The 13,127-nt window shown below is 34.2% G+C and carries 14 protein-coding genes; 3 read left to right on the top strand and 11 right to left on the bottom strand.

The window, feature by feature from the left end; genetic code table 11:
• Positions 1 to 177: 177 nt before the first annotated feature.
• Positions 178 to 516, top strand: a complete 339-nt coding sequence (locus AAON49_RS00680) for a hypothetical protein (RefSeq protein WP_349551887.1) — start codon at positions 178 to 180, stop codon at positions 514 to 516.
• Between the two features lie 88 nt (positions 517 to 604).
• Here the strand turns inward: AAON49_RS00680 and AAON49_RS00675 are convergent, their stop codons facing one another.
• The 5 genes from AAON49_RS00675 to AAON49_RS00655 form a co-directional block, all read right to left on the bottom strand.
• Positions 605 to 2,422 (bottom strand): M61 family metallopeptidase, encoded by a 1,818-nt coding sequence (locus AAON49_RS00675; RefSeq protein ID WP_349551885.1) that lies wholly within the window; start codon positions 2,420 to 2,422, stop codon positions 605 to 607.
• A gap of 113 nt (positions 2,423 to 2,535) precedes the next feature.
• Positions 2,536 to 3,234: a Bax inhibitor-1/YccA family protein gene (locus AAON49_RS00670; RefSeq protein WP_349551884.1), complete on the bottom strand. Its 699-nt coding sequence runs from the start codon at positions 3,232 to 3,234 to the stop codon at positions 2,536 to 2,538.
• 48 nt (positions 3,235 to 3,282) lie between these two features.
• Positions 3,283 to 4,407 (bottom strand): aspartyl protease family protein, encoded by a 1,125-nt coding sequence (locus AAON49_RS00665; protein WP_349551882.1) that lies wholly within the window; start codon positions 4,405 to 4,407, stop codon positions 3,283 to 3,285.
• Positions 4,408 to 4,416: 9 nt separating this feature from the next.
• On the bottom strand, positions 4,417 to 4,839 hold the full coding sequence (locus tag AAON49_RS00660) for a LexA family protein (protein WP_349551881.1): 423 nt from the start codon (positions 4,837 to 4,839) through the stop codon (positions 4,417 to 4,419).
• Between the two features lie 5 nt (positions 4,840 to 4,844).
• The gene (locus AAON49_RS00655; RefSeq protein WP_349551879.1) at positions 4,845 to 6,101 is read right to left on the bottom strand and encodes a Y-family DNA polymerase; all 1,257 of its coding nucleotides are present in this window, start codon (positions 6,099 to 6,101) and stop codon (positions 4,845 to 4,847) included.
• A gap of 75 nt (positions 6,102 to 6,176) precedes the next feature.
• On the opposite strand from AAON49_RS00655, the gene AAON49_RS00650 reads away from it, so the two are divergent.
• Together AAON49_RS00650 and AAON49_RS00645 are read left to right on the top strand one after the other, a co-directional pair.
• Complete coding sequence (locus AAON49_RS00650) at positions 6,177 to 6,713, top strand: CvpA family protein (RefSeq protein WP_349551878.1); 537 nt, start codon at positions 6,177 to 6,179, stop codon at positions 6,711 to 6,713.
• A 21-nt stretch (positions 6,714 to 6,734) separates the two neighbouring features.
• Positions 6,735 to 7,124, top strand: a complete 390-nt coding sequence (locus tag AAON49_RS00645) for a hypothetical protein (protein WP_349551877.1) — start codon at positions 6,735 to 6,737, stop codon at positions 7,122 to 7,124.
• A 3-nt stretch (positions 7,125 to 7,127) separates the two neighbouring features.
• Here the strand turns inward: AAON49_RS00645 and AAON49_RS00640 are convergent, their stop codons facing one another.
• The 6 genes from AAON49_RS00640 to AAON49_RS00615 all read right to left on the bottom strand — a co-directional run bounded on the left by AAON49_RS00640 (position 7,128) and on the right by AAON49_RS00615 (position 13,116).
• Complete coding sequence (locus AAON49_RS00640) at positions 7,128 to 8,987, bottom strand: SulP family inorganic anion transporter (protein ID WP_349551875.1); 1,860 nt, start codon at positions 8,985 to 8,987, stop codon at positions 7,128 to 7,130.
• Positions 8,988 to 9,093: 106 nt separating this feature from the next.
• Entirely contained in the window at positions 9,094 to 9,738 is a 645-nt protein-coding gene (locus AAON49_RS00635) for a DUF2490 domain-containing protein (RefSeq protein ID WP_349551873.1), read from the bottom strand.
• An 8-nt stretch (positions 9,739 to 9,746) separates the two neighbouring features.
• Positions 9,747 to 10,376, bottom strand: coding sequence for a carbonic anhydrase family protein (locus AAON49_RS00630; RefSeq protein ID WP_349551918.1), 630 nt, complete (start codon positions 10,374 to 10,376; stop codon positions 9,747 to 9,749).
• Positions 10,377 to 10,405: 29 nt separating this feature from the next.
• Entirely contained in the window at positions 10,406 to 11,170 is a 765-nt protein-coding gene (locus AAON49_RS00625; RefSeq protein ID WP_349551871.1) for a universal stress protein, read from the bottom strand.
• Between the two features lie 11 nt (positions 11,171 to 11,181).
• Complete coding sequence (locus AAON49_RS00620) at positions 11,182 to 12,735, bottom strand: SulP family inorganic anion transporter (protein ID WP_349551869.1); 1,554 nt, start codon at positions 12,733 to 12,735, stop codon at positions 11,182 to 11,184.
• Between the two features lie 78 nt (positions 12,736 to 12,813).
• A complete protein-coding gene (locus tag AAON49_RS00615; RefSeq protein ID WP_349551867.1) occupies positions 12,814 to 13,116 on the bottom strand; it encodes a hypothetical protein in 303 nt (100 codons plus the stop codon).
• Positions 13,117 to 13,127: the final 11 nt, after the last annotated feature.

The raw sequence follows: 13,127 nt of genomic DNA, 5'->3' as shown, positions 1-13,127 counted from the left end.
AGGAACAAAGCAAGCTTATATAACCCGATAGCGCGGACCAGCCTGCGTCTGGCAGGCTTGTAGTCCCTGCAAATATCGTAGAATAGATTCTAAAAACAACCCCAATACAATGTGTTGGGGTTTTGTATTTTGAAATTGAGTTATCTTAGCAAGAAAGTTGTGAATTTAAATTTGGAGATGAAAACATTAAAAATCACATTCATTATAGTTTTTTTAGTAGGATTTTACAGTTGTTCGATTACAAAAAACAAAAATTATATAAAAATAGTAGGGGTAGCTGATTACTCAAAAGCAGGAGCTGTGGTGATTACTAATGAAAATCAAAGGGCATATTTTTTAGACGGTATGGATCCCTGGGTGGGTGATATTGTTGGCAAAAAGTTAGTTGTAACTGGATTGTTGCAAAAAGTAGATATGGATTCTTTGTATAAAGACCAACCATTAATGCAAAGAGTGTTTGGAATAAAGTACACCATCTTAAGGCCAAAGTGGAAGTATGCTAGAGATGATGACTAATTCAAATGATTCAGAAATATTATCTGTGCAATACTAAAAAACAAACCCCAACATACTATGTTGGGGTTTGTTTTTATTATAAGATTGCTTACTTTTTATTTAACCAAGCATTGCGCTTATCTAGCATATCTTTTGTAAGCTCTAAACCAACTTTTTCATAAGGCTGTATGGTATAGCGAGGATCTTTGGTTAAACTAACCGTTACTGTTTTTTCATTGCCATATCGGTTAATCACCAACGTCATGTCATCATCCGTTTTTAAACTGTTTAGAATCGTATGAAAAGAAGTTTTTTCATTCAGTTTTTTTCCATTTACAGATACCAAAACATCACCGCTATCTAGTCCAGCTTTGTATGCAGGACCTCCAATAGTAGGCTCACCGCTAATTCTGTTGTTAGATACTCTAGCACCAAAATAAGGAGATTTACCCTCTTGCGTTAAACTTACGCCTACAGAAGCAAATAATCGTTGGTAGTTAGGCATCTGACTGTCGTAGATATAATTGGTAAAAAAAGTATCACCAAATTCTTTTCCAGAATACTCATTCAATGCCTTATGTAGATTGTCAATAGTATACGGAATCTCTTCCTTTCCATATTTCTGCCATACCAACTTCATATAATCATCTAAATTCAAATTTCCTTCCTCGTTACGTAAAGCCAAATCCAAAGCCAATCCAAGAACACTTCCGTACGAATAGTAAGAAATAAAAGTATTACCTCTGTTTACAGGATCTACAGAACGAGCTGCATCTACAAAAGGTGCTTGATAACTCATTTCTATCGGATTAAAAAATTGCGTTCCAGGTGAGTTCCATACATAATTAAACGCACCATTCAATCCGTTAATGTATTGCTCAACAGTTCTTACTTCTGCTCTACATAAAATCAACCCTGTATAATAACTGGTAAACCCTTCGGCAAACCATAATTCACCACTCATATTTGCAGCTTCAAAATCAAAAGGTTCTAAAGATTTCGGTCGTATTCTTTCTACATTCCACGCATGAAAAAACTCATGTGAAACGGTACCTATTGCTCCACCATCTGCTAAACTTCTGGTTGTGGTTAAAATAGTAGAGTTTCTATGTTCCATTCCATCACCGCTAGCATTTGGAATATAACATCCTAAGAAAAAATACTCTCCAAAATCAAAATCAGGCAATTCGCCAAACACTTCTTTTTGTTGTAAAACAATGGCTTTTACATCTTCAAAATACTCATCCAGTTCTGCATCAGTCCCATTGTGATGTAACACAAAATTGATGGTATAGTTCTTTCCGTTTGAAGCTACATCAAAAGCGCGAATTTGGTGATTGCTAATCTCTGTAGGACTATCCATAAAATACTGCAAATTAGGTGCAGAGTATTTGTTACCACCTTCCTTTTTTAGCTGAGTGGCTACTTTCCAGCCCAAGTCTTGTCGAGTATTAAATGTTACTTCCACAGGATTGTCATCATGAGAAGAAGCAAACATAAACGTAGCAGGAATATTCAGATGCGCATGTGTTTCATCAATTTGAGCATAGGTTCCGCCACCTCTATTGGCAAACAAAGTATAGGATACATTCACTGTTCCATCATTGCTATCTACAACCCACTGATAAGGATCAGGCCTTGTAATTTCTAAAGCTTCGCCTTTTCCGTTGGTGGCTTTAACATTGTAGACGTTTTTAGCAAACTCATGCAAGGCATATCTTCCAGGTGAAGTTCTGCTCATTCGAAAAGCAAATTTCCCTGGCTTGACATCTGCAAAAGAAACATTGATTTCTGCTTCGTGATGCACAGCATTCTCGAAAGAAATAGAATAGACTACTGGAGTATCACTTGAGGTGTTTTCTTGTTGGCAACCTATAAAAAGCAACAAAGAACAAAGAGAAAGGAATAGGGTATAAGAACTACGCATTTTTGTTGTGAATTAAATAGTTGAAACCCAAAACTACATAAAAAAACCGCTTTTTGCACTGAATTTAACTCAGTATCAAAGAGCGGTCATTAGATTTATAATTTGATTAAGAATTAATCTCTAGACATAAAGATTTGGATTACGTACCAAAATAATAACATTAAGGAAGCAAACAAACCTAAGGCTGCAGGTACATAATCTTCTGTTCCATATTTATGTACCATTTGAGAGGTTTGATATAAAATAGATCCTCCAGCCAACGCACACATTCCTACAGAAAACCAAAGACCTAAGTCAAAGCCAAACAAAACGCCTGCTAAAATAAGTCCTATAGCAATAAAGAATCCCATTGTTAGTCCAGCTCGGATAAAAGAAAAGTCTTTTTTTGTGATAAAAACAATCGCTGAAATTCCAGCAAAAAGTCCAAGAGTTACAATACCTGCTTTTTCTAACAATGCAGTTCCTCCTGTATATTCAATGGCAATAAAAATGAGCGGAATAAAGATAAATGCTTGAGCAAAAGCGTAAAGCGCAAACCCAAGATATTGAGTGTTTCTATTGGAAGTACGCATTACGGTACTCTCTGCATAATTGGTAATCAACATAAAACCTCCAAGCATTAGCAACCATCTATAACCTTGAGTCATAGATAAGGCAAATAATACAATGTTGGCATTTTGAAACAAAAGCCATTCAAAAAATAAAAAGGCCAAAACACCGCCTCCAACATGTGCATAGGTTTTTTTGTAAAAAGCAACTCTTTCTTGATCAGTAGCTTGCGAAAGAATGATCTTATTGTCATAATTTTCCATAGTTCTATTTTTTAATTAGTGATTAAGTGTGTTAAAGATAAAAATTTTTCAACGCAAAGATGAGTTTTTAGAAACAGTTACCTTTTTCCCATCTGCCATTTCAAGTTGAAAAGATTTTCCAGACTTCACAAGTTTTCGATGGAACTGATCTAAAGAACAAAAATTAGTAAATTTCTTACCGTTGTAGCTAAGTACTTCATCACCTTGTCTAATACCCATATTCCACACATCGCTACCTTTTTCGATACGCATTATGCGCATCTTTCCTTTCAAAAACATAACAGAGCAAGTGTAACCACTATAGGATTGGTCTATTGATGAAGAAGAAACATATAAACGATCTTTTTTTAGACTTACAAACAATTCTTGTTCTCTCCATAAGTTGTTGCTAACTTTTGTAGATTTCTGATTATTATAATTGATGATTGGTGAAAATGTTACTTTTCTTGAAGTAGCTTTAGAGAGTTGAAAAATTTTAGGTTGCGAAGAGGTTAAAATTCCATTCACGCCAAAACTACCACTGTAAAAAGTAGTTTGAGGATAGTCGTCAATGTTGGTTAGTGTATAATTACGTCGAGAAATATTAGAATTTCCTCCAGCTCCAGTATCCAATAAAAAGCGCAATCTGTTTTTTTTCAGTTTTAAAAACAGATACGGTCTGTTGTTTTTAAAATCAAAATCCAAAGGATGCATCTTTTTTACTTTTTCTGGAAAGTAATTATCAGGATACATAATGAGAATTTTCTTTTCATAGTCGATGGTCCAATTGAGTTCCTTAATAATGTCAACACCAAGAATGCCGTCTACACGATAGCAAGAAAAAATAGTATTCTTAGGAGTGTTTAAAATGCGATGACCTCTAATTTTACGACTTCCCAATTCGATGGTTCCGCTTTTATAAAAACGCATTTTACTTTTCAATCCGCTAGACGAATTAATGGTCATGGTTTTGCTAGTTTTCGTCAAACTTTCTTGAGCCCAACCATAAGCCACTGAATATTCTGCTCCAGTATCAAAAGCAAATTGTTTTTCTACTCCGTTAAAAGTGATAGGAATAATAATCAAACCCAAATCATTTCGAAACGGAATGGTATCTTGAAACACATTGCTTTTTTGTGCATAAGTAGTGCTTAGCAACACGATAGAGAGGAAAAATAAAAGCTGTTTTTTCATGAATGGTAGTTATACTCTTTTAATCACATTGGTTACAATTCCCCAGATAACAAAATTGTTTTCTTCTGTAATTTGAATGATAGGATAATTAGGGTTTTCAGGTTGTAACCATACTTCTCCGTTTTTTACTTTTAATCGTTTTACAGTAAACTCACCATCCAAGAAACACACGGCAATTTTGTTATGTTCAGGTTCTAAACTTCTGTCTATTACTAGCAAATCATTATCATCCAATCCAGCGCCAATCATCGATTGTCCACTTACTTTTGCAAAAAAGGTAGCTTCTTTGTTCAAAATGAGTTCTTCATCTAAAGAAATACGAGTTTCTCTAAAATCGTCTGCTGGTGATGGAAATCCGGCTGAAATTCCTGTATCAATAAAAATAGCACCATTGCTATCATAGGATTTGGGTGAAAAAAATTGAAGGGACATAGTGTTTATTTTACAGTAATAATATCGGAAATTTTTGTGGTATATTTTGGTGATAACCGTTCTTGACGCATTTTCCAGGTGCGTTCTAAATCTTGGTTACCTAGTTTTATTTTATCGGCTTTAAATTTTTTGTTCAGATGATCAATGGCATGCATCAAGGGTTTGTGTTTGGGGTTTTCACTTACAAACATATCAAGTTGATGATTTCCTGTAGGAACCAATCCTGTGACAATAACACCAGCTCTTTTGTATTTAATTCCTGATCTAAAAATGGTACTTATAGCTTCAACAGCAGCTTTGGTAATTGTAAGAGTAGAATCTGTAGGATATGGAAATACAACTGTTTTAGAACCTCGATGTTGTTCGGTGTCTTTTTTATGACGATCACTGCTTAAAATAACAACAATCATATGGCAACTAGAATTTTGCGCCCTTAATTTCTCTGCACAACTAGCTGCGAAAGTAGAAATACGTTCTTTGATATTTTCGATATCAGAATAGGTGTATTCAAAACTGCGCGTGGTAGCAATTGCTCGTTTTGTTTCTCGAACATCCAACTCTAATTTAGAAATTCCTTCAAGATCTTTTTTAAGTTTCCATTCGGTGATAGAAAAATTCTTTCGAACCCAACTGTCGGATAATTGAGTGAAATCATATCCTGTTATACAACCTTTTGCCTTGAGTCTTTTTTGCAAACGATGTCCAATTCCCCAAACACTTCTTAGATCGATCCATTGTAAAGCTTTAATGCGTTTTTCTTCAGAATCAATAACATAAACTCCTCCTGTTTCTTTTGGAAACTTTCTCGCAATCTTATTGGCAACTTTGCTTAAGGCTTTTGTAGGGGCAATGCCTACACAGGTAGGAATTCCCGTCCATTTTAAAATTCGGTTTCTGATTTGAGCTCCGTAATCATCAAAATCATAATGCTCAAACCCTTTAAATTCTAAAAAAGCTTCATCTATACTATACACTTCTACATCAGGGGTAAATTGCTCTAAGATCTTCATTACTCTAGCACTCATATCGCCATACAACGGATAATTAGATGAAAGCACATGAATGCTATTTTGCTTGCAGAAATTTTCCCATTTAAAAATAGGAGCACCCATTGGAAGTCCTATTGTTTTTGCTTCGTCGCTACGCGAAATAACACAACCATCATTATTGCTTAAAATTGCTACAGGTTTTTTTTGCAAGCTAGGATTAAACACCCGCTCACAAGAGGCATAAAAGTTATTACAATCTACTAAGGCAAACATCGTTATAAAGATACAAACAAGAAAGACTCAAAAATAATTACGAGTTACTTATATTTGAACAAATTAGAATTCTCCATGAACGTTTTCGACATTATCATAGCGGCGCTACTTATTTTTGCTTTTGTAAGAGGGTTTGCTAAAGGTTTTTTTGTAGAAGTAGCCTCTTTAATTGCTTTGATAGGAGGGGTTTGGGGAGCAATTCATTTCTCGTATTTTGCAGCCGATTTGCTAGAAGAACGTGTAGATTGGGATGAAAATTATATAGCCTTAACGGCTTTTGCTATTACATTTATTGCGATAGTTATTACTGTTTCTTCTTTAGGAAAAGTACTAACTAAAGTAGCCGATTTTGCAGCGTTAGGGTTGGTTAACAAGATTTTAGGAGGTGTTTTTGCTTTGTTGAAAAGTGTTTTGATTTTAAGTGTAATTTTTGTGTTCTTCTCAAGAGTGAACGGAACGATTCCTTTTGTTGGAAAAGAGACTTTAGACAATTCAATTTTATACGCTCCTGTGAAAAGCATAGTTCCAACCATTTTTCCCTCAATTATTGAAGAAATTGAAACAAAAGAAACTGAAATAAATAATGGCGTTAGTTTTTACGAAAAACAGTAACTTGCGCTCAGAAATGATTCTATGAAATTTTTCGTCAAATTTTTAATCCCATTGCTTTTCATTTTTTCTGTAGGAAATCCAACAGATCAAGATTGTGCTATCTTAAAGAATAATTCTTTTGTATATAAGTTGGCAAAACAAGATGTTCTTGTTCAGTTTGGCGAAGACAAGCACGTAGAATATCACCAGAACAAAAAGTATTATATAAAATCTAATATAGAATGGGTTTCAGATTGTGAATATTATCTAATTATTCAAGATGTAACCCTGCCTGATTTTCCTTTTAAATTAGGTAGTAGACTCCACATCAAAATCACAAAAGTGAAAGGAAATAGAGTCTACTACAAATCTTCCATGGGAGGAAGAACTTGGGAAGGAAAAATGACAAAGACAACGCCTAAAAAAGAATAGGCATTATTTGTCGTCTTTGTGTTCCTTCATCCATTCTAAACAACTCTTAAAGTCGTCGAAAATACAATCTTCACCAATTAAATCTGGAATCATATCAATTCGTTCCATCATGTATCTTGGTTGCTTTTGAACATCTACAAAAAGGACATTCTTATCAGCTTTCTTTAAATCGACAATAATATCTTCTAAAGTATATAACCCAGATTGATCTATATATTGCATTCTATCCATACGAATAACAATCATAGAGGCTGTGGCCGGAATTTGTTTTGCTAGTTGTTGGAACTCACTAGTTGATCCAAAGAATAAAGGCCCTTTAATATGTTTGATGAAAACTTTCTCTTTAAGTCCGGCAGTAATTCCTACTTCATCAGCCCAAGGTTCTTCTTTTAAAGGTTTCACATCGGATCGTTGTGCGGTTAAATCTCCAATCTTTTTCATAAACATTAGAGAAGCAATTACCAATCCAATTCCTACTGCATATACTAGATCCCAAAGAGATGATAATACTAATACTACAATCATAATAAGTACTTCAGAACTTAATTTGATTCCAGCTATTTTAATGTCTTTTGGCATCGAAGGAATGGCCTTCAACCCTTTATAATCCATTACACCAATACCTACTGTAACTAAGATTCCTGCTAATACAGCTGCTGGAATTTTAGAAGCAACAGAGCTAAATCCAAGCATAATAACTAGTAATAGAACCCCTGCAATCATTCCAGATAATTTTGTTTTTCCTCCAGAATTGATATTTACTACAGTTCTAATGGTTGCTCCTGCACCTGGAATTCCTCCAAAAATAGCGGCAATACTATTTCCAATTCCCTGACCCACTAATTCTTTGTTAGGCTTATGTTTGGTTTTGGTCATGTTATCTGCAACTACAGAAGTTAACAACGAGTCAATAGCTCCTAAAAGTGCTAAAGCAATGGCTGTAAAGATATAAGGCGTAATAGCTCCTATACTAAAACCACTAAAGATTTCTAAGTTAGGCATAGGAAATCCGCTAGGAATTTCTCTAATAGGATTGTAGTCGAGTCCAAGAGCGACTGCTCCTCCAGTGACGACGACTAGGGCAACTAATGTGCTAGGTATTTTAGTTGTTATTCGTTTAAAACCGAAAATAATAAAAATGGTTACTAAGGAAAGTCCCAGTTCTAACCAATTGATATTTTTAAGCATTCTAGGCAGTACTTTAATAGAACCGAGTACTCCTGAAGCTTCTTTAGCAGCAAGTGTTTGAGATTCTCGTAAGATATCTGCTTGTGAAACTTTATTGGCTCTTTCAATTGTTTTTTCGAAATCTTCAAGAACTAAAATGTCTTCTTTCACTTCATCTTTAAGAATATTCTCTAGAATTCTTTCTTCTGCTTCTGGTTTGAATTGTTGAACAAACTCTGTGTCTTGTTTTGGATTATATCCCAAAGATGGTCCTATCTGGGTAATTAGGATAATAACCCCAATGGCAGTCATAAACCCAGAGACTACAGGATAAGGAATGTATCGAATGTACTTTCCGATTCCTGCAAATCCTAATCCGATTTGGATGATTCCTGCAAGTAAGAATACTAATAAAATAGAAGGTAAAGCCTTGTTTACATCACCATCATTAGCGGCAATAATACCTGCAATGATTACCATACTTACGGCCGTCATAGGTGCTGTTGGTCCAGAAATTTGCGTTGGTGTCCCACCAAATAAAGCCGCAAAGAAACTGATAAAAATTGCTCCGTAGAGTCCTGCATCAGGGCCTAAGCCTGATGATACACCAAAGGCCAAAGCCAATGGTAGTGCTACAATTCCGGCGGTAATTCCACCAAAAAGATCTCCTCGGAGATTAGAAAAAAGATTCTTCATGCCTAACAAAAGTTTAAAAGTGAAGCCCTAAAATAAAGATTTTTACCTCAAAAAAAAACCGATGAGTTAACTCATCGGTTTTTTTAACAGATATTTTTTACCGTTACTAGAAATTTACCAGTGTAATAATATTGATTTGATCTCGGCTAGAAGTTTCGAAAACTTGACTCATATAGCCTAGTTCTACTTTTACTCCTTTGCTCACTTTGTAGCCTAAGCCACCATAAATCCTGTTTCTATCAAAAACTCTAGATTCGCCATTGAGAAAAATCTCGTTATAAGCAGAAAGGTAGTATTTCGATTCTTTTTTAAAAGGAATGTTTAGGCTTAAGAAATAGCGAAAACGTGTTTTAAAATCACTTTCTACAAAACGTTGTTCAAAACGATAGCGATGTTGTAGAGTTACGTTTCCTATATTCTGCTTTGTAATGAACTGCTGGAAGATTCTATGCTCTTCTACGGTCTTTTGATCATCTCCATTTCCAGTGAAATTCTCTGAGTTGATATAGCCATACCCTAGTAATACATTACTTCTCGAGCCAATATTATAACCTAGTCCGGTTCTAATTAATAATTGCTCTAAATCTCCGATGGCATTGTAATTTCTATATTGAATCTCATGGTGTAAATTCCACTTTTCATTCAATTGTTTACTTCCGATGTAGATTAACCAATCTCCTAAACCACTATTTTGACTAGTAGCGGTAAAGGAGATTAATAGAAATGCCAGTGCTAAAACTGCTTTTTTCATGTATCTCTTTATTCGTAAAAAGTTACTGAACCATCTTTGATATCGTACATACCTCCAACAATCTTAATTTCTCCATTGTCTTCCATTTCTTTCAAAACAGCACTTTGAGATCTAATATTATCAATTGTCATATACACGTTCTTTTCAGCTACATTATTTACAAAATCGATATTTTTTGATGTTCTCTCACTTGGATCAGAAGGAGAATCTACAGCAGCTACAGCAGGTTTTAGTTTGCTAATAAGAGTAGTTAAATTTCCAAGTTTAGCATCGTCACAAGCTCCTTTTACAGCGCCACAAGCTGTGTGCCCTAATACTAGGATTAATTTAGTGCCTGCCAATTTACATGCAAACTCCATACTTCCTAGAATATCATCATTTACAAAGTTTCCTGCAATACGTACACTAAAAACATCACCTACTCCTTCGTCAAAAACAAGTTCTGCTGAAACTCTTGAATCGATACAATGCAATATTGTTGCATAAGGATATTGACCTGTACTTGTTTGTACAACTTCAGCAGGTAAATCTCTATTTACTCCTTGACTTTCAACAAATCTTTTGTTTCCCGCTTTTAACCTGTCAATTGCACCTTGAGGTGTAATTTTAGCTTGCTCTTCTTTTTTTGTTGCCATAATTATTTAATTTATAAGATTATTTTGTGTTTTTAGTTTGCTACTAATAGTGAAACATTCAATTTGTTAATTGGGTAATTATTTTCTCTATTAACGCATAACAAGTTAATATTATTTTTTGATAGATAGTTTGCTAAGTTCTTGTTAACATTATCGCTTTCTTCAAAAACATACTCAACCATTTTTTGAGTGGATGGAGTTGGGTTTTTTTCTACCTTTTCTGAGTTTTTAATGATTTTGAATGACTTCAATGGAAGTTGAGCGTTCTTAATCAAATCTTCAGCAAAATCGATATGTGATATATCATTGGTAGTTCCATTTAGCATTCCTAGCGAAATTTCTTTGTTAGGTTCTAATGTGTTTTGATCTGAAGCAATCATTACAGTTCCTTTAAAATTTTTCAATACGAACTGTGTGATTTGATCTCCAACAATACGAAGAGAATTTGCTTTTCTCTTTCCTAAAACAATAATATCTGGTTGATATTGATTCATGCATTTTTCAATTTCTTCTCTTACGTTTCCAAACGAGAAAGAAGATTGAATACGAGTACTATAGCTTTCAGAAAAAGGTTGAAGCAATTGCTTGATCTTCTTTTCTGTTACTGTATATTCATTATTAATGCTACGCATCGCAGACAATTGATTGTCTTTTTCTACAATATCAACTGGTTTTTTTACATGGAAGAACTTAATATCTCCTCCAATCATATTAGCCAAACTTATTGTACTTTTCAATGTGTAACTTGTGTTCTTTTTTAAGTCAGAAAGCACAAGTATTTTATATTTCGTGTTCATAACTGTTTGTTTTAGGCAGTTTTTGGTCTTAGTTTAAAGAATTCAATAAAGTTGTCTGGGTTTTCTACAATACCTCGTTCAGAGATTAATTTGATATCGATATTTCTATCAATAGCTTTCAAACGGAAATCTTGTAAAATTTCAACAATATCGTTGTCTAGATATCGGGTTTTTCTCACATCCAATTCTAAATAGGTATCTCTAGGTAAACTATCCAATTCTTTTAGAATAGCTCCTTTGTTAAAGAAGGTTACCTCTTCTGCTAAAGTCATTTTAATTTTATGAACTCCATTACTCATATCTTCAATATGTAAGAAGTGAGAGTTTTGGAAACTCTTAATTAAGATAACTACAACACCTACTGCTAATCCTAATGCCAAACCTTTTAGCAGATCGATAGCAATAATTCCAACAATTGTGGTTACAAACGGTATCCATTGTTTCCAACCTAATTGAAACATTTTTTTAAATAATGAAGGTTTTGCAAGCTTGTACCCTACTACAAAAAGTACTGCTGCAAGAACTGCTAAAGGTATTTTATTTAAAAGTTTTGGGATTAACATTACAGAAATTAGTAAGAAGAATCCATGTATAATAGCTGAAGCCTTACTTCTTCCTCCAGATTGGATGTTGGCAGAACTTCTTACAATTACTTGAGTAATTGGTAACCCTCCAATTAATCCTGAGATCATATTTCCAGCTCCTTGTGCTAATAATTCTCTATTTGTAGGAGTTACGTTTTTATCAGGGTCTAATTTGTCTGTTGCTTCTACACACAATAATGTTTCCAAACTTGCCACTAAAGCAATGGTAAACGCAACAATCCAAATACTTGGATCACTAAATGCTGCAAAATTAGGGAAAGTGAACTGTCCAAAGAATGAATTAAGATCTTCTGGCACTGGAACGCTCACCAACTGATTAGAACTCAACGCTAATGTACTGTTAGATTGTGTAAAAATGTAAAAGACAATTCCCAAAACAACAGCAACTAGTGGCCCTTGAACGAGTTGGAATATTTTTGCTTTTTTAGATAAAACACGATCCCAAAGAATCAAAATAACCAAACTTATAACTCCTATTACAGTAGGACCTACACTTAAATTTGTAAATGAGTTTATAATGTTAGTAAAGGTAGTTCCACCATCTAAGGTAGTATCATAACCAAAGAAATAAGGAATTTGTTTTAGAACGATAAAAATTCCAATACCAGTTAACATTCCTTTAATCACTGAAGACGGAAAATAGTATCCAATAATTCCTAATCGAACGATTCCGAAAAGTAATTGGATCACTCCTCCAAGAACTACAGCTAACAAGAAGTTTTCGTAACTTCCTAGTGTAGCAATAGCAGACAAAACAATGGCAGCCAATCCAGCTGCAGGCCCACTTACTCCAATTTTAGATCCACTTAAAGATCCTACTACAATTCCTCCAACGATTCCTGCAATTAATCCAGAAAAAAGAGGAGCTCCACTTGCCAAAGCAATACCTAAACATAAAGGTAATGCTACAAAAAACACCACTATACTAGCGGGTAAATCATTTTTAATAGTTTTAAACATGATAATATTATGAGATATTGTTAGCGTATGTGCTAACAGTTTTACTTAATTTATTTGATTGTTAAATCGACGAATATGTTAAGCAAGTATCTCGGGTGGTGGAGAGAGTTGTTTCTTCTGATAAGAAACATAGTTTTTTGAGTAAAAACGAATTCTTTTTTTCTTTTCCAAGTCTATAAATATAGAGGAAGGACTATCTGAATAGTATATTTTAAGTTCTAAATCTTTAGCAGACTCTTTTCCTTTTTTTTCTTCTTCCTCACTCAAATCAGCTACAGCGGTAATTTCACAAGTTCCTTCCACTAGACTCACATAAGTAGGAACTACTATGGTAGTAATGAGAATTGTTGAGAAAAAAATTGTAGCAATGAGTTTGGTCATTTTTCAATTTT

The sequence above is a fragment of the Pseudotenacibaculum sp. MALMAid0570 genome, assembly GCF_040151415.1.
Taxonomy (GTDB): Bacteria; Bacteroidota; Bacteroidia; order Flavobacteriales; family Flavobacteriaceae; genus Polaribacter.
The sequence above is the reverse complement of the archived record's forward strand: the minus strand, read 5'-3'. Positions and strand labels throughout refer to the sequence as shown.

Bases quoted from the DNA above. Each gene is read 5' to 3' on its own strand.
- AAON49_RS00670 (WP_349551884.1), bottom strand. From the start codon at position 3,234: ATGGAAAATTATGACAATAAGATCATTCTTTCGCAAGCTACTGATCAA.
- AAON49_RS00675 (WP_349551885.1), bottom strand. From the start codon at position 2,422: ATGCGTAGTTCTTATACCCTATTCCTTTCTCTTTGTTCTTTGTTGCTT.
- AAON49_RS00650 (WP_349551878.1), top strand. From the start codon at position 6,177: ATGAACGTTTTCGACATTATCATAGCGGCGCTACTTATTTTTGCTTTT.
- AAON49_RS00665 (WP_349551882.1), bottom strand. From the start codon at position 4,407: ATGAAAAAACAGCTTTTATTTTTCCTCTCTATCGTGTTGCTAAGCACT.
- AAON49_RS00640 (WP_349551875.1), bottom strand. From the start codon at position 8,987: ATGAAGAATCTTTTTTCTAATCTCCGAGGAGATCTTTTTGGTGGAATT.
- AAON49_RS00680 (WP_349551887.1), top strand. From the start codon at position 178: ATGAAAACATTAAAAATCACATTCATTATAGTTTTTTTAGTAGGATTT.
- AAON49_RS00645 (WP_349551877.1), top strand. From the start codon at position 6,735: ATGAAATTTTTCGTCAAATTTTTAATCCCATTGCTTTTCATTTTTTCT.
- AAON49_RS00615 (WP_349551867.1), bottom strand. From the start codon at position 13,116: ATGACCAAACTCATTGCTACAATTTTTTTCTCAACAATTCTCATTACT.
- AAON49_RS00655 (WP_349551879.1), bottom strand. From the start codon at position 6,101: ATGTTTGCCTTAGTAGATTGTAATAACTTTTATGCCTCTTGTGAGCGG.
- AAON49_RS00625 (WP_349551871.1), bottom strand. From the start codon at position 11,170: ATGAACACGAAATATAAAATACTTGTGCTTTCTGACTTAAAAAAGAAC.
- AAON49_RS00660 (WP_349551881.1), bottom strand. From the start codon at position 4,839: ATGTCCCTTCAATTTTTTTCACCCAAATCCTATGATAGCAATGGTGCT.
- AAON49_RS00620 (WP_349551869.1), bottom strand. From the start codon at position 12,735: ATGTTTAAAACTATTAAAAATGATTTACCCGCTAGTATAGTGGTGTTT.
- AAON49_RS00635 (WP_349551873.1), bottom strand. From the start codon at position 9,738: ATGAAAAAAGCAGTTTTAGCACTGGCATTTCTATTAATCTCCTTTACC.